Origin of the sequence: Phyllobacterium calauticae (assembly GCF_019991125.1) — a bacterium.
Classification (GTDB): domain Bacteria; phylum Pseudomonadota; class Alphaproteobacteria; order Rhizobiales; family Rhizobiaceae; genus Phyllobacterium; species Phyllobacterium calauticae.
This window is the reverse complement of record NZ_JAGENB010000001.1, coordinates 740,018-755,803: the sequence shown is the minus strand read 5'-3', so window position 1 is coordinate 755,803 and position 15,786 is coordinate 740,018. Positions and strand designations below refer to the sequence as shown.

Below are 15,786 nucleotides of genomic sequence, written 5' to 3'. Positions count from 1 at the left end.
TCTCAGTAAAGATGATCCGGGTGCCTCACCGCAAGGGCGATCGCATCGGCCACTTCGTCTTGCCTGTCCCGCAAGATGCTGGTGGCCACGCGGATATGCGGCGACGGGTTCACGACATATTTGCGGCCGATGCCCACCGCGATTCCACGCGCTGCAAGGGTCACGAGGGCAAATTGTTCCGAAGCCACGGGAACCCAGAGGCTGAACCCTTCGCCGCCGGAAAGATGAACACCGCGCTCGCGCAGTGCCAGCATCAACCCCTCGCGCCTCTCCCGATAGATACCTCTTGCCCTCTGCAAGCTCAGCAGTGTTGCCGCGTCCTTGATCAGGAAAGCCACGGCTGATTGCAGCACCCGGCTGGTCCAGCCTGCACTGAAGCTGCGGTAGGACTGGATCTGTTCGACGATGCGCGTCGAACTCGACAGGACTGCCAGCCGCAGATCGGGGCCGAGGGATTTCGAATAGGAAACGATGTGAATGACCCGGTCCGGAAACCGGTCCCCGAGGCTGATCGGTGGCAGGGACGAGATATCGCCGACACCGTCATCCTCGATGATGAGCGCGTCGCTATCGGCAAGGACATCGCCCAGCGCCGCAAGCCGTTCCCGGCTGACACCCCGTCCGGTCACCGCGTGGGTGCGTGGCTGAAAAAGGAACGCAGCCGGCTTGCGTTTGAGGGCCTCCATCAGAGCATCCGGCAGCGGGCCGTTCTCATCGCACGCCACCGGCAGGATGTGCGCGCCGAGATCCTCGAGGATGTCGAGAAGCCTGAGGGCTGTCGGCTCCTCGATCGCCACGAACGATCCCGGCATGACGAGCGCATGCAGAAGGGCATAGACGGCGTTATAGCCGCCATTGGTCGCGAGAAACGCCTCCGGCCTGCAGGGCCAGTTCGGTTCCACTGCCGCCTGCAATTCAGGCAGTATCGGGACGCGCTGGTAACTGTTCAGCGCTTCCGCCGTAGCGCCATGTTTCAAGGCTTCTTCAAGAGGCGGAAGCACATCCACGTCAGGCGATGCGATGGCAAGGTTGAGCACACCATCGCCGTAATCGCCCGAACTCGCCAGCCGCAGGGGTCTTGGCGCAATGCGGTCGCCGCTGACCCATGTGCCGTTGCGCCCGCGCCCAGTGATGATCTTCTGCCGCCGCAGCTCGCTCCATGCTTCCGAAACAGTCGCCGGGCTTATGCCGAGCGTATAGGCGAGATCACGGATAGCAGGCAGTTTGGTGCCGACGGGAATGGCGCCGGCGCGGATCAATGCGCTGGTCTCGATGGCGATGCCGCGCATCGTCCGGTCTCGCAATTTCTCTGCAAACCACTGAACTGAGGCCAATTCGCTCATATCTGTCCCTCTTTTAAATGTTCAGTAACGTAATAGTATTTGATCAGTCAATAATGAACATTTAGCTTCCCGCATGAAAACCGAAATTGCAACGAGGAAATGTCTTGCGTATCACTGTTCGATTGGCTGTTCGCGATTGGGATTATTATACGCCGCTGGCGTTGGGTGACGTTACCTCCGAGAGACTGGATGTCAAAGTTGATCGCGTCGGCACGCTGATCGGCAATGTCGCCGCCGATCCGCATCACGATGCGGCTGAAATGTCCTTCAGCCGCTATGCGTCGGCGCGTGCCAATGGCGAAACCGATGTCCTTGGCGTTCCCAACTTTGTCATGCGCGGCTTTCGCCATCGCTGCATCATCACGGCCAGGAACAGCCCGGTTACCCGGCTGGAACATCTGGCGGGCAAGAAGATCGGCGTGACCGGCTGGCGCGATTCCGGCAATACCTGGACCCGCGCGGCGCTTTCCCATGCCGGCGTCGGTATCGAAGACGCATTCTGGTATGCCGGCCGCCTGACCGAGGCCCATCCCATCACCGACAGGCTCGACGGTTTTGGCCGCCCCGGCCGCATCGAAGCGGTGCCGGGCGAGCGGCCGATGATGCAGTTGCTGGAAACCGGCGAACTTGACGCCGTATTCACGCCGTTCATGCCGGAAGGCTTTTTTGGCCCCGCTTCCAAATTCCGCCATGTGCTGACGGATTTCCGGGCAGAAGAACTCGCCTATTTCCACGAGGTTGGCTACATCCCCGGCATGCATCTTCTGGGCCTGAAAACATCCTTTGTCGCCGAGCATCCCTGGCTGCCGGATGAGCTCAGCAACCTGCTGGATGAATCCCAGCGGGTTTGGCTGGAGAAGCGGCGCAAATATGCCGATACCACGCCATGGATCATTGATGAGCTTGGCCACGTCGCCCGGGATTTGCCTGCCCACTGGAACGACAGCGGGTTTGCCGTCAACGAACGGATGATCGCCGATTTTGCCGAACAACTGCACCTGCAAGGATTGACACCGATACTGCTCTCGCCCGCCGACCTTTTCCCGCATTACAGCGGCCAGACTTCCGGCTCCACCAGCCGCACGGGAGTGCCGGCATGAGGGTCGCGCTGGGTCAATTTGCCGTCAGCAAGGTCTGGCAGGAAAATGCCGACATCTGCACGACGCTGATGCGCGATGCGCATGCGGGCGGTGCCGATCTTCTGGTTCTGCCGGAAGGCATCCTTGCCCGTGACATCACCGATCCGGATATCGTGCTGAAGACGGCGCAGCCGCTGGATGGCCCGTTCATGACGCAATTGCTGGCCGAAAGCCGCAACAGCGACATGACCGTGATGATGTGCGTGCACGTTCCAACAGGCGGTCAGCGCGTCTTCAACAATCTGGTGACCATCCGCGGCGGCGAAATCGTCGCGCAATATCTGAAGCTTCATCTTTATGACGCTTTTGCCGCCAAGGAATCCACCAATGTGCAGCCGGGTGGCGAGATTCCCGGTCTTATCGAAATTGCAGGGCTCAAGCTTGGCCTCATGACCTGTTACGACCTGCGCTTTCCGGAACTGGCGCGCCGCCATGCGGTGGATGGCGCGGATGTGCTCATCCTTCCCGCCGCATGGGTCAAGGGCCCCGGCAAGGAGGCGCATTGGGAGGTGCTGGTGACGGCGCGGGCGCTGGAAAACACCTGCTACATCGTTGCCGTGGGTGAGTGCGGCGAGCGCAATATCGGTGCCAGCATGGTGGTGGACCCGCTCGGCGTGGCCGTCGTGCGGGCGGGGGAAGGCCCCGCACTGATCTTCGCCGACATCGATCCCAAGCGCATCAGTCATGCGCGTGCGGTCCTGCCGGTTCTCGCCAACCGTCGTTTTGCCCGGCCCGAACTGGCCGATACGACTGCCTGAACGCAATAGGTTTTCAAAAGATATAAAAAGGGGAATAATAATGAAATTCAAACACCTGACCTTTACCGCGCTGTTTGCGGCAACTCTCGTCGCTGCACCCGCAATGGCCGCGGAGGTGGCCATCGCCAAGCAGACGGTCAACGAGGCACTACGGGCCAAGCTGCCCGAGGAAATCCGCAAGGCCGGAAGCATCACCTCGGTCAACAACGGCTCCTTCCCACCCTATGAAATCGTCACCGGCAACACGGAAATGCAGGGCGCCAGCGCCGATCTGACCAAGGCTGTCGGCGAGTTGTGGGGTGTCGAGATCAAGCACGCAACGGTCAGCGGCCTTCCGGCGCTCTTGAGCGGCATCAATTCCGGCCGCTACCAGTTCGCCATGGGCCCTGTGGGCGATTACCCCTCGCGCCAGGGTGCCAATGATTTTGTCGATTATGTGCAGGAGTTCGTGGTGTTTGCCGTGCAGAAGGGCAATCCCAAGGGCATCACCTCGCTCGACAACACCTGCGGCAGCCGCATTGCCGTCATGGCTGGCGGTTCGGCGGAAAAAGTCATCAAGGAGCAGGCGGAGAAATGCACCAAGGATGGCAAGGCAGCCATCGAGGTCCAGTCCTTCACCGACCAGCCCACTTCCATCCTGGCGGTTCGCTCAAAACGGTCCGACGCTTTCTTCTCGTCGCAGGCGCCGCTGATCTATTTCGTCGAGCAGGCCAATGGCCAGCTTGAGCTGACGGGCACCGGCCTGAAAAACGGGTTCGACGATATTTTCCAGGGCGCCGTGGTCGCCAAAGGTTCGCCGCTTGGTGGCGTCCTCCTGGAAAGCATCAAGACCCTCATGGACAATGGCACCTACGCCGCCATTCTGAAGAAGTGGGGCCTTGAGAAGAACATGTTGAAGGAGCCCGGGATCAATCTCGCGGGCAAAGCTGCAAAATGACCGGAAACACGCAAACATTGGCATCGCCCGCAAAGGGCGATGCGGAGGCTGCGCTTCGCGATGTGGCGAATGCGCATAAGCCCTTTCGCACGGATCGCTGGCTCCTGTGGGGCATCACGCTTCTCATTGCCGCGAACTTCCTCTGGATCGTCGCCAACAACCAGAATTTCGGCTGGCCGATCGTGTTTCAATGGTTCACCGAAGCCACCGTGCTGCGCGGCCTCTATGTCACGCTTGGCCTGACCGTTGTTGCCATGGCCATCGGCGTGGTCATTGGGCTGGTTCTTGCCATTGCCCGCCTGTCGAACGACCGGCTGGCAAGTTCCCTGGCGGGGCTTTACATCTGGTTTTTCCGCGGGACGCCGCTGCTGGTCCAGCTGATCTTCTGGTACAACCTCTCGACGCTTTTTCCGGAAATTTCCATTGCCATTCCCTTCGGCCCGACACTGGCGAGCTGGAATACCAATGATCTGATCACGCCGATGACGGCGGCCATTGCCGGCCTTGCGCTGAACGAGGCCGCCTATATGGCCGAAATCATTCGCGGCGGTCTTCTGTCCGTCGACAAGGGGCAGATCGAAACCACCGAAGCTTTCGGCATGACGCGCACCCGCGCCCTCAGGCGCATCATCATCCCCCAGGCCATGCGGTCCATCGTGCCGCCGACCGGCAATCAGCTGATCAGCATGATCAAGGCGACGTCACTCGTCAGCGTCATCGCCATGGCCGATCTGCTCTATTCGGTGCAGGCGGTCTATAACCGGACCTTCGAGGTCATCCCGATGCTGATGGTCGCCGTCATCTGGTATCTGTTCATCACGTCGATCCTCAACGTCGGACAGGGCTTCATCGAGCGCTACTACGGTCGCGGCGAACGGGGCTCTTCAACGGCCAGGAAACAGGACAAGGTTGCCGCTGCCGCGTTGAGCGCCGTAGTGCCAGCCCTGGCGCAGGAGGCAAGCAAATGACCGCGCAGTTTTCCATGAATGGCACCGAACCGGGCGAAGCGCTGGTGCGGGCCCGCAATGTCCACAAGTCTTTCGGCGACGTGGAAGTGTTGAAGGGAATCGACCTCGATGTTGCCCCTGGCGAAGTCGTGGTTGTGCTTGGCCCTTCGGGCTCGGGCAAATCTACGTTCCTGCGCTGCATCAACCATCTGGAGGCGATCGACCGCGGTTCGATTGTCGTGGCCGGGGAACAGATTGGCTATTCCCTGCGCAATGGCCGGCTCAACAAGCTGCCGGCGCGGGCCATCGCCGTGCAGCGGCGCCAGATCGGCATGGTGTTCCAGCAATTCAACCTTTACCCGCACATGACCGCCCTGCAGAACATCATCGAAGCGCCCATCGGCGTGCACAAGCAAAGCCGCAGGGAAGCCACGGAACTTGCCATGGAACTGCTGGCCCGCGTCGGGCTGACCCACAAGGCCGATGCCTACCCCCGGCAATTGTCCGGCGGTCAGCAGCAGCGCATCGCCATCGCACGCGCCCTCGCAATCCGGCCCAAACTGATGCTTTTCGACGAGCCGACCTCGGCGCTCGATCCGGAACTCGTCGGTGAAGTGCTGGCCACCATGCGCGATCTGGCTGACCAGGGGCTGACCATGATTGTGGTCACGCATGAAATCGGTTTTGCCCGGGAAGCCGCTGACCGGGTGGTCTTCATGGATGGCGGCTACATCGTCGAACAGGGCAAACCCGAAGACGTTCTCGGCAACCCGCAGCATCCCCGCACACGGGCGTTTCTCAGCCGTTTCATCTGAATATCGATCCCCCGGCCGTCCGCTCGCGTTCGATGCCGGGGATATTCGCTTTGTATAGAGCGCCAATTCGGGCGAAAACCGCCATCATTGCGCCGCGGTAGTCTTGAATAAGCAGTCAAATCGTCTATGCCTACCCGGGTCATACGAGCTGCTTTGAAGGGGAAATCGTCGAGTTGGAAGCGATTGAACAAGCCATCCGAAATGCTTTCGCCAAAGCGGATGTGAGCAACCCTGCCGTTCGTCAGAAAATTTACGAATCAGCCTGGACCGCGCATGAGCGTTCGCTGATCGCCAACGGCGCGCTGGATGAGGCCGAGCGTGAAGAGCGCCGGGAGCATCTGAAGGCCACGATCACACGCATAGAGGGTGAATCGCGCGACTCTTCGCGTGTTGCGCCGGAACCCGTCGCGGAACGGCGCGAGCCTTCCATGTCGGCGGGCCCCGCGCAATCCAGGCAGACAACATCCGGCCGCGTCGAACCCTCCATGGGCGGATCGCTGGATTCCGACCTCGGCCCGACGGACAACAGCCGCGCCGACAATTACCGGCCCGCCTACAACCAGCCGCGTGTCAAGAAGACCCGCGAACGCCAGAAGGCGCGTGGCCTGAAGAAATTCGTCATCATGGTGGCGATCCTGCTGGTAGCCATCGGCCTTCTCTGGCTTGTTGCATCGGGTCTGATCAATTCGAAGCCATCGGGCAGCACGCCGCCTTCGTCGAGTGCCGGTCCTGCCGTTGGCAGCCACGAGCCGATGAAGGGCGGACAGCTTGCCGCGGATGGCAACTGGATTTCAATTTTCGACCCGTCTGACATGACCCGCGTTTCGATGGCGGGCCGGGCGACCGCCAGCGTTGCCGGCGACAATCTGCAGAAATTCGTGCGCATCAAGTCGCCGGGGGAGAACGACGATATCAGCTTCCAGGTCGGGCAGGGCGTTCTGCAGCAACTGGCGGGCAAGCATGCCATCTTCGATATCATTGCCAAGGCCGAGGACGGTTCCGCGACGCAGATGGCGGTCAGCTGTGATTTCGGTACCCTCGGCGATTGCGGACGCAAGCGTTACGACGTGACCGATGCGAGCAACGAGTATCTGTTCGAACTGCAATTCCCGGAAGGCAAGAAGCCGGGTGCGGGTGGTATCATCAAGATCAACTCGGACATTGCCCGCACGGGGAAAGCGATCGATATCTTTTCCATCCGCGTGCTGGTTGCGAACTGAACCAGCATGGCGCGGGCGTTCCTGTCCTCGGGTGATCTGATTGCGGACCGCCGCGCTTCCTATGCCGACATGCTGTTCGAGTCCGGTGATCACGTGGCCGCCGCCGATCTGATGCGGCAGGCGCTGGACATCACGCCGGAATGGACCGCCGGACTCTATCGCCTGGGCGAAATGGAGGAAGCCGCGGGTGACGAGGACGCCGCAGCCGAAACGTGGCGGCGCCTGCTGGAACTCGATCCCGACGACCGCTTTGGCGCGACGTTGAAACTGGCGGCCTCGGGCTATGCGGTGGTGCCGGACAATCCGCCGACGGCCTATGTCGAGACGCTGTTCGATGCCTATGCCCCGACCTTCGAGACGGCGCTTCTGGACAAGCTGCACTATCGCGTGCCGGAACTGCTGGCCAAGGCCATCAAGGCGGTGGCGCCCGGAAGACACTATCTGTCCATGCTCGATGTCGGCTGCGGCACCGGGCTGATGGGCGACTATTTCCGGGCGGATGTGGATCATATGGCAGGCATGGACCTCTCCGAAGCAATGCTGCAGAAGGCCGAGGAAAAGCACGTCTATGACCGCCTCTTCAAAGGCGATGTCAACGAACTCGATTATCCCGCAGGTTCGGCCGATCTCATTATCGCGGCGGATGTGTTTGTCTATGTCGGCGATCTCGACAGAGCCTTCGCCCGTCTTGTCCACGCGCTCGGCCCCAACGGGCTGTTTGCCTTCTCGGTGGAAACCCATGCCGATGATGGCGAACTGATCCTGCAATCCTCGCTGCGCTATACCCATTCGGAAGACTATGTCCGCCGCCTGCTGGCCGAACATGGCCTTGCTCCGGCAACGATCGAGCGCGAGGCGATCCGCTTTGACCGGGGTGAGCCCCTGCAGGGGCTGATCGTCGTTGCCGGGCGCGCCTGATCAGTCTTTCCTGAACATCAGGCGGCCCATCCAGCCGGTAATCACGGCCAGGAACACGGCAAACAGACCGTAGAGCAGGCTATTCTCGTGCGCCGCCTTGTAGATGCGGTATTCCAGCCCGGCTTTCACGATATTGAGGCTGGTCGAGCTTTCGCGCAGGAATTCGCCATTGCGGAACAGAAAGGCCCGCGCCTGATGCTTGCCCACCGGCACATTGGCAGGCAGGGACAGCGTTGCGCGGAACAGGGTCGATGACAGGAACTGCACGTCACCCGGACGCTGGCTGTACAGGTTCTGCTTGAGCTTCAGCCTTGGCAGCTCCTTGGTGAATTCCCGCAGCGATGCGCTGGAGCCGAAGCCGTCGGGCATGGGCTCGTAAAAGATATTGTTCACGCCGAGTGACAATTGGGCAAATGTCTTGGGAACGGCGATGTCCTGAAGGTTCCGCGTCGAGGCCAGGGAATAGGATGCCGGAATATGCTGGAACGACACCGATTCCGCATTGATCCAGACGCCGAAAAACCGGTCCTTGCGGCGCACGACGAAATCGCGTTCGGGCCCCTGCAGGATCACGACGATATCATAACGGCCCTGCCGCTGGATCAGCGGGTCGGCATTGTCGAGCGCGCCGAAGACGGTCAGGTCCGTGCCGCGAAAGCCCGAGGTGATGGCGATGGTATCGGTCGACAGGCCAATCTCGATCGTTTCCTTGTTCCCCGGCAACTGCTGTGCCATGGCCGCGGACAGCGACGCCAGGATGAGAAGAAGGGCGGTTGCCAGTATTCTCATGATGCCCCCGGCGCGGCAAGCGCGATGGCGATCGAATAGAGATCGTCGGGGGTGACAAAGAGTTCGATGGCAAGGCGCAGGCCCACCGCCAGAACCAGCGTGGCCAGCAGCGCACGCAATTGTTCGCCGCGCAGTTTTTGCCCGATGCGGGTGCCGTACTGCGCGCCGATGACGCCGCCGCTCATCAGCAGAAAGGCCAGCACGATATCGACCGACTGGTTGGTCGTTGCCTGCATGACGGTGGTGAAAGCCGTCACGAAAACGATCTGGTAGAGCGATGTGCCGATAACCACATTGGTCGGCACTTTGAGAAGGTAGATCATGGCGGGGACCATGATGAAGCCGCCGCCGACGCCCATGATCGACGAGAGGAAGCCGATGGCCGCGCCCAGCGCCAGGATCGGGATGATGCTCACATAGATCTTCGAGGCGCGAAACCGCATCTTGAAGGGCAGGCGATGCACCCAATTGTGCTGTCCCGGTTTCTTGAGACTGGCAAGCTGGCCGGCCCTTGTCCGGCGCATGGACCTGACGCTTTCCAGCAGCATCAGTCCGCCGATCGTGCTCAGGAAGATCACGTAGAGCAGCGACACGATCAGGTCGAGCTGGCCGAGTTCGCGCAGCAGGACAAAGACGTAAATGCCGACGCCCGCGCCCACCACGCCGCCGATGACAAGCAGCGTTCCCAGCTTGACGTCGAGCGTGCCGCGCTTGAAGTGCGACAGCGCACCGGTGAAGGACGAGGCAATAACCTGGTTCGCGCCGGTGGCAACGGCAACGGCGGGCGGGATGTTGTAGAAGATCAGCAGCGGCGTGATGAGAAATCCGCCGCCGACGCCGAACATGCCTGACAGGAATCCAACCGCTGCCCCCATGCCGAACAGCACGAAGATATTGACCGAAATCTCGGCTATTGGCAGGTAGATTCCCAATTCAGACCCCGAACCCATCACGGCGTTATGGCGATTGTTCGCACACCATGATGACAGAAATTCTTTAATGCATTCTGCGCGCAGGCTGACACAGAATGCGTTAAAGTTTCTTGCCCTCAGCCGCGCGCCAAGTCAAACAATGACTGCTGGGGCGTCAACGTGTTGCCCCAAACACGAACCCATGTGTCGCAACAGTCGCCTTGGCCGGTTCAGGTGTTCTTTTCGAGCAGCCGCTTGACCAGGTCCTTGTCAATATTGCCCGTTGGCTTCAAGCCGTTGCTCTTCTGGAACGCCATGATGGCATCGCGGGTTTTCGTACCCATCTTGCCGTCCGAGCCGCCGGCGTCATAGCCATTCTTGTTGAGGATCAGCTGAATGTTGCGGACGGCTTTTTCCATGTTGATCGAACCGGTGGTGGTCGGGCTCTCGCGCCATTCCTCCGGCACGCTCAAGGCATTGCTTTCCGGATTCATCTGTTTTGGCTTCCACAGAGCGGTGGCTTCGCGGGCCCGGGTCAGCTGATCGGAGGTCATGGCCTTTGCCACTTCGTCGCGCTTCTGGCCGGCATCCTTGTCACCGGCATTGGCGGCAAGCGCAAACCATTTATAGCTTTCTTCCAGATCCTGCCGCATCCCCATGCCTTTGGCCGACAGGATGGCGAGGTTGAACTGGCTGTCCTTGACGCCGAGTTCGGCCGCCTTGGTAAACCACATGACCGCGGATTCATTGTCCGGCGCGCCATTCGCTCCGGCTGCGAACAGCACGGCCAGATTGTGCATCGCGCTGGCATTGCCCTGTTCGGCGGCCAGTTGGTAATAGGTCTTTGCCTTGGCAAGGTCGCGCGGAACGCCGAGACCCTTTTCGGCAAAATTCCCCAGGCGGTATTGTGCAGGCGCAAAGCCCTTGTCGGCGGCAAGCGTGTACCATTCGGCGGCCTTGGCGTAATCGCTCTGGACGCCCCGGCCTTCCATGTAGCGGTCGCCGATTTCAAACAGAGCCTTGGTATTGCCGCTGGCCGCCGCTTCGCGCAGCGGTTCCGGGCCTGCTTCGACCGGGATGGCAGGAATCTGGCTCACGCTCGTATCGACCTTCGCCGATGCCGGGACATCCGTACCGGAAGACTGGGCGGCAATCAGGCTGCCCACGGTTTCCTGCGTTGGTGCCGGTGCAGCGGTTTGCTCCTGGTTCGGGGTGTTTCCGGCTGCAGTTTGCGGTGCGGGGGCAGGAGCGGACGGTGCCGGTGCTGCAGGAGCTGCCGATGCGGCAACCTGCGCCTTGGGTTCGACTGTCGGCACCATCGGCGCAGCGACGGAACCGGTATCGCCGTTCACTGCTGCGGGGCCGCTGAAGAAGGCGTTTTTGAGTTGCAGGCCCGCGATCGCAATCATGATGGCGCCGATGGCAAGGAGAATGGGTTTGCGCTGGCGGGCCAGCAGACTGCCCTTCTTGCCCTCCGCGCTATCCCTGCGGCTGGAACCGCGTGTCTGGCTTTCGACTTCCGCTGCCGCTGCCTGCGCGGCGCGGCGGGCTGCGGCAATGAAATCCGCCTTGCCAATGCCCGTATCGCCGCCAAGGCTCATCTCGCGGCGTTCGTCACGCACGCGCTTGAGGATGGAGTTGAGATCCGGCATGCCCGAGCCGGGTTCAAGCGGCCGGTTGAGAATTTCGGCGTCAAGATCGACCTTGTCGTCGATCTTTTCATCGCTGCCGATTGTCTCGATGGTTGGTTCCCGATGCACCTGTTCCTGTTTGCTGCGGGATTTCATGCCGCGGGTCAGGCTGCCCAGCAGGGATTTGCGCGCCGGAGCCGCCTCTTCCAGCTGGTCAGCGTCGTCTGCGGCCATTGTCATGTGCGCCGGTACATCGTCCAGCTTGGAAAAGACCGGGGCTTCAAAAGCGGTCTCGGCGTCGCGGTATGGTGCCTCATAGGCATCAACCCCGGTCTTGGTTTTGGCGACCGCCGTGACATGCGATCCGACGACAGCGCCGTTCTCCAGGGAGCCAAGGCGGTCAACGATCTTCAAAAGCGTGTCATGAATGGCCTCGAAAGTCTTGGAATTGCGGTCTTCCGACTTGCGGGCAAGGCTTTCCAGCGTTTTCAGATCGTCGGCAAGCTCGCGGGCGATGACGCCGTCATGGGCGTTGCTGAAATTGGCCGAATTGCGGATGGCTTCCGATGCCGCCTGGCGTGCAGCTTCCACGACGAAGTCGCGGTTCATGGCCATCGATTCCTCGATGGCGTCGAGGCGCGGCGGGATGGCTGCAAATTCCGCATAACGATCGTTGGAATGCGAGAGATGCTCGGCAAGACCGGCAATCTGCAACTCGAGATTGCGGATGGCATCGTTCGAACCATCGACCTGCGGCACGTTCTGGGCGATATAGCGCGCCATGTCGTCAAAGCGGGCTTCGAGATTGTCGGTCAGCCGGATGTCGCTGTGCTCGGCCATCATGTGGTGGTCATCGAGGCGGCGGGTCAGCTCTTCGAAGCGCTGGTCGATCTGGTGCATGAATGCCGGATCGGCGACCGGTGCCTGCTGGGGCGCTGTTTCCAGACGATGGATGATGTGCAGGACCCGGTCTTCCAGATCGCGGAAATCAGAAATGCTGATGGAGGCCGGTGTATTCTCCAGATGACGGGTGACGGACGACAGCTGTTCGGATAGCGCGTCAAGATTGATGGCCGGTGTTGCGCGCATCGCTGCCAGATGATCAACGCGCTCGGCCAGTTCGCCCATGCGCTGCAGGATTGTGTCCGAGGTGCGGTCGTAGGCAACCGCTTCGACCTTGCTGCTCAGGGTTGCGATGCGTGCTTCCAGCCGCTCGAACGCATCGGTGTCAATGTGATTTGCCTGGGCAGGGCGGGCCGTTGCCACGATGGCGCGGCTGATTTCATCGAGCCGCTCGTCCATCTGGCGCATGAAGTCGCCATTCACGCCTGATGCTCCCGTGCGCGACATCTGCTCCACGGCGCTTGCCAGTGTCTTGAGCTTGTCTTCGACCTTCTTCAGCGGAATCGATTGCGGCAATACATCCACTGCCTGGCGGATCTGGTCGAGCCGTCCGCCCAGCGGATGATCCTGACGGAAGGCGTCGAAGCGTTCGTCCATCGCATCCCAGCGATTGTTCAGGCTTTTGACCGATTCTTCGCGGGCGAGTGTCGTAACGGTGCGCTTCAATTCATCAAGATCGCCGCGCAGCATCGACAGATGACCATTATCCGCGCGACCGGACCTGTCGTCCAGATTGCGGCTTGCAGTTGACTGGTGCAGGCGCTGCAAGGTTTCCGTGTGCGGTTCGGCATGATGCCGGGCCGGTGCACGGGCATCGTCGCGCATTTCTTCGCGCAACTGCTTGATCCTGGCCGCAATGGCCGAAAGGTCGTGCTTGCCGTTGTGGGGCTTGCTGGCAAAGGACGGCAGGTCGTCGGATGGCTTGTGTCTCGGCGCCGATGCCGCGCCGGCGCGGGAAGCCAGTGCGGCGAAGCGGTCGGCAATATCCGTCTGGTCGTGGTCGAAATCCGGATCCATCGTCTCGCGCAGCTGGCTTTCCAGCGCTTCGAGCGTGCGGTTGATACTGTCGAGCGATGTGGTCTCGCGGCGTGACCGGTTCACATTGACCTGTTCCAGTAGTGACCTTTGGTTCGTCATGGACGCCTGCTTTGCCGTGTTTACGCCAGTGATCCGGCGGGTTAATTCTGTTCCACGGGGCAGGGCCGGAAGCGCTGGCGATGTTCGCCTGCCATTCTGGCTTTGTCTGGTCTCGGTCTTCCGAAGCTCAAGAATGCGTTCTGCACATTGCCAATCCGGAAAGCCGGGACCGTTTGCCCCATGCGGTCCGACAAGCCGTGAAAAACAAATCACTCATAGACACGGTTTACCGACACCGTGACATTGGCGAAACGTGGTAAACAACTGGTTAAGAGATGGGCCGGAAGCGTTAAAAATGTGATACGCTGGCATTGTAATTCATAGACGCGGCACCAGCCGAAATCGCTGGAATCCATCTCTCATCGCCATCGTCTCGTTGAACAGGGCATCCCATTCAGAAAGATTGATCCACAGGAGCAAAACTTCACAAAATTTTGACGTTTACGGAAACGTCAAAATTTGTTAAAGAGATGGAAAATCCGACGGCACCGAAGTCTCCGGGCCGTTTTGCTCGTTTATGTTTTGGAGGAAACTGATGCCGAGTTATCGCGCGCCCGTTGAAGACACGCTTTTCATTCTGAACGATGTTCTGGGCTATGAACGCTACAACAACCTGCCAGGTTTCGCCGATGCATCGCCCGATATCGTTGCGGCAATCCTGAGCGAAGGCGCCAAGCTGGCCGAAAACACGCTGTTTCCGATCAACCAGTCCGGTGATCACGAAGGCTGCGTGCGTCATGCGGACGGCACGGTCACCACACCCAAAGGCTTCAAGGCCGCTTTCGATCAGTACCGCGAAGGCGGCTGGATGAGCCTGGCCATACCGCCGGAATTCGGCGGTCAGGGTCTTCCTTACGCGCTGCATGTTGCGGTTGGCGAATACATGTCCTCGGCCAATATGGCGCTGGTGATGTATCCCGGCCTGACGCAGGGCGCGATTGCCGCGATCCTGACGCATGGCACCGACGATCAGAAGCAGACCTATCTGCCGAGAATGGTCGATGGCACCTGGACCGGCACCATGAACCTCACCGAGCCGCATTGCGGCACCGATCTGGGCCTGCTGCGCACCAAGGCCGCGCCCAATGGCGATGGCTCCTACAAGATTTCCGGCCAGAAGATTTTCATCTCTGCCGGTGAGCATGACATGTCGGAAAACATCATCCATCTGGTGCTTGCCCGTATCGAGGGTGCGCCGGAAGGCGTGAAAGGCATTTCCCTGTTCATCGTGCCGAAGTTCAATCTCGACGACAGTGGCAATGCCGGTACCCGCAATGGTGTATCCTGCGGCTCGATTGAAGAGAAGATGGGCATCCACGCCAATTCGACCTGCGTGATGAACTATGACGAAGCCACGGGCTACCTGATCGGCGGCGAGAACAAGGGTCTGCGCGCCATGTTCACGATGATGAACGAGGCGCGTCTCGGCGTTGCCCTGCAGGGCCTGTCCATCGGGGAAATCGCCTACCAGAACGCGGTGGAATATGCGCGCGAACGTCTCCAGGGCCGTTCGTTGACCGGACCGAAGGCGCCGGACAAGAAAGCCGATCCGCTGATCGTGCATCCGGATATCCGCCGCATTCTGATGACGATCAAGTCGTTCAATGAAGCGGGCCGCGCCTTCATCCTGTGGTCCGCGCTCAAGTCGGATGTCGCGCACCGTTCCGACGACGAGGGTGACAAGCAGATTGCCGATGACATTCTTGGCCTGATGACCCCGGTTCTCAAGGGCGTCCTGACGGACAAGGGCTTTGAACATGCGGTCATGGCGCAGCAGGTCTATGGCGGTCACGGCTACATCGAAGAACACGGCATGAGCCAGTATGTGCGCGATGCGCGCATTGCCATGATCTATGAAGGTGCCAATGGCGTGCAGGCGCTCGATCTCGTCGGCCGCAAGCTCGGCGCCAATGGCGGCCGCGCCGTCATGGCGTTCTTCAAGGAGGTCGGTGATTTCTGCGAGGAGAACCGCAACGATGAAAAGCTCGCCTTCTTCACCAAGCATCTGAAGAAAGGCCTCAATGACCTGCAGGCCGCCTCGATGTGGCTGATGCAGAACGGTATGGCGAACCCGGACAATGCCGGTGCAGCGTCGACCGATTACATGCATCTCTTCGGTCTGGTATCGCTTGGCTACATGTGGGCGCAGATTGCCAAGGCATCGCATGCGAAACTGGCGGAAGGTGCCGAGAAGAAGGATTTCTACGAGACCAAGCTCGTCACCGGGAAATTCTTCATGGAACGCGTCATGCCGGAAACATCGGCGCATCTCGCCCGCATCCAGACCGGTGCGGACACGATGATGGCGCTGACGGCGGAGGCATTCTGATTGATGCAA

Annotated in this window: 12 protein-coding genes; 8 read left to right on the top strand and 4 right to left on the bottom strand. The window is 60.4% G+C overall.

Features of this window, described 5'->3' with window-relative positions; all coding sequences use genetic code 11:
- Window positions 1–2 precede the first annotated feature (2 nt).
- On the bottom strand, window positions 3–1,343 hold the full coding sequence (locus J1W56_RS03875) for an aminotransferase-like domain-containing protein (RefSeq protein ID WP_223611917.1): 1,341 nt from the start codon (window positions 1,341–1,343) through the stop codon (window positions 3–5).
- Window positions 1,344–1,447: 104 nt separating this feature from the next.
- Between J1W56_RS03875 and J1W56_RS03870 the strand changes: the two genes are divergently transcribed.
- The 7 genes from J1W56_RS03870 (at window position 1,448) to J1W56_RS03840 (ending at window position 8,077) form a co-directional block, all read left to right on the top strand.
- Window positions 1,448–2,443, top strand: a complete 996-nt coding sequence (locus tag J1W56_RS03870; RefSeq protein WP_223611915.1) for a substrate-binding domain-containing protein — start codon at window positions 1,448–1,450, stop codon at window positions 2,441–2,443.
- Window positions 2,440–3,240 (top strand): deaminated glutathione amidase, encoded by an 801-nt coding sequence (locus J1W56_RS03865; protein WP_223611913.1) that lies wholly within the window; start codon window positions 2,440–2,442, stop codon window positions 3,238–3,240. The genes J1W56_RS03870 and J1W56_RS03865 overlap by 4 nt, the downstream gene beginning before the upstream one ends.
- A 40-nt stretch (window positions 3,241–3,280) precedes the next feature.
- Window positions 3,281–4,177 carry an ABC transporter substrate-binding protein gene (locus tag J1W56_RS03860; RefSeq protein ID WP_223611912.1) on the top strand — a complete coding sequence of 299 codons (897 nt, stop codon included), beginning with the start codon at window positions 3,281–3,283 and terminating at the stop codon, window positions 4,175–4,177.
- Window positions 4,174–5,145, top strand: coding sequence for an amino acid ABC transporter permease (locus J1W56_RS03855; protein ID WP_223611911.1), 972 nt, complete (start codon window positions 4,174–4,176; stop codon window positions 5,143–5,145). Before J1W56_RS03860 ends, J1W56_RS03855 begins: the two co-directional genes overlap by 4 nt.
- A gap of 14 nt (window positions 5,146–5,159) precedes the next feature.
- Window positions 5,160–5,939 (top strand): amino acid ABC transporter ATP-binding protein, encoded by a 780-nt coding sequence (locus J1W56_RS03850; protein ID WP_223612400.1) that lies wholly within the window; start codon window positions 5,160–5,162, stop codon window positions 5,937–5,939.
- Between the two features lie 173 nt (window positions 5,940–6,112).
- Window positions 6,113–7,159, top strand: coding sequence for a hypothetical protein (locus J1W56_RS03845; RefSeq protein WP_223611909.1), 1,047 nt, complete (start codon window positions 6,113–6,115; stop codon window positions 7,157–7,159).
- Between the two features lie 6 nt (window positions 7,160–7,165).
- Window positions 7,166–8,077: a methyltransferase domain-containing protein gene (locus J1W56_RS03840; RefSeq protein ID WP_223611908.1), complete on the top strand. Its 912-nt coding sequence runs from the start codon at window positions 7,166–7,168 to the stop codon at window positions 8,075–8,077.
- On the opposite strand, the gene J1W56_RS03835 is transcribed toward J1W56_RS03840, so the two are convergent.
- The 3 genes from J1W56_RS03835 to J1W56_RS03825 all read right to left on the bottom strand — a co-directional run bounded on the left by J1W56_RS03835 (window position 8,078) and on the right by J1W56_RS03825 (window position 13,448).
- Window positions 8,078–8,866 (bottom strand): TIGR02186 family protein, encoded by a 789-nt coding sequence (locus J1W56_RS03835; protein WP_226904557.1) that lies wholly within the window; start codon window positions 8,864–8,866, stop codon window positions 8,078–8,080. It lies immediately after the preceding gene.
- On the bottom strand, window positions 8,863–9,816 hold the full coding sequence (locus J1W56_RS03830) for a sulfite exporter TauE/SafE family protein (RefSeq protein ID WP_223611906.1): 954 nt from the start codon (window positions 9,814–9,816) through the stop codon (window positions 8,863–8,865). Before J1W56_RS03830 ends, J1W56_RS03835 begins: the two co-directional genes overlap by 4 nt.
- Window positions 9,817–10,007: 191 nt before the next feature.
- Complete coding sequence (locus J1W56_RS03825; RefSeq protein ID WP_223611904.1) at window positions 10,008–13,448, bottom strand: peptidoglycan-binding protein; 3,441 nt, start codon at window positions 13,446–13,448, stop codon at window positions 10,008–10,010.
- A gap of 535 nt (window positions 13,449–13,983) precedes the next feature.
- Between J1W56_RS03825 and J1W56_RS03820 the strand changes: the two genes are divergently transcribed.
- A complete protein-coding gene (locus J1W56_RS03820; protein ID WP_223611903.1) occupies window positions 13,984–15,777 on the top strand; it encodes an acyl-CoA dehydrogenase C-terminal domain-containing protein in 1,794 nt (597 codons plus the stop codon).
- The last annotated feature ends 9 nt before the right edge of the window (window positions 15,778–15,786 follow it).

Coding starts and splice junctions, on each gene's coding strand:
- J1W56_RS03875 (WP_223611917.1), bottom strand. CDS start 1,343: ATGAGCGAATTGGCCTCAGTTCAGTGGTTTGCAGAGAAATTGCGAGAC.
- J1W56_RS03865 (WP_223611913.1), top strand. CDS start 2,440: ATGAGGGTCGCGCTGGGTCAATTTGCCGTCAGCAAGGTCTGGCAGGAA.
- J1W56_RS03860 (WP_223611912.1), top strand. CDS start 3,281: ATGAAATTCAAACACCTGACCTTTACCGCGCTGTTTGCGGCAACTCTC.
- J1W56_RS03855 (WP_223611911.1), top strand. CDS start 4,174: ATGACCGGAAACACGCAAACATTGGCATCGCCCGCAAAGGGCGATGCG.
- J1W56_RS03850 (WP_223612400.1), top strand. CDS start 5,160: ATGAATGGCACCGAACCGGGCGAAGCGCTGGTGCGGGCCCGCAATGTC.
- J1W56_RS03840 (WP_223611908.1), top strand. CDS start 7,166: ATGGCGCGGGCGTTCCTGTCCTCGGGTGATCTGATTGCGGACCGCCGC.
- J1W56_RS03835 (WP_226904557.1), bottom strand. CDS start 8,866: ATGAGAATACTGGCAACCGCCCTTCTTCTCATCCTGGCGTCGCTGTCC.
- J1W56_RS03830 (WP_223611906.1), bottom strand. CDS start 9,816: ATGGGTTCGGGGTCTGAATTGGGAATCTACCTGCCAATAGCCGAGATT.
- J1W56_RS03825 (WP_223611904.1), bottom strand. CDS start 13,448: ATGACGAACCAAAGGTCACTACTGGAACAGGTCAATGTGAACCGGTCA.
- J1W56_RS03820 (WP_223611903.1), top strand. CDS start 13,984: ATGCCGAGTTATCGCGCGCCCGTTGAAGACACGCTTTTCATTCTGAAC.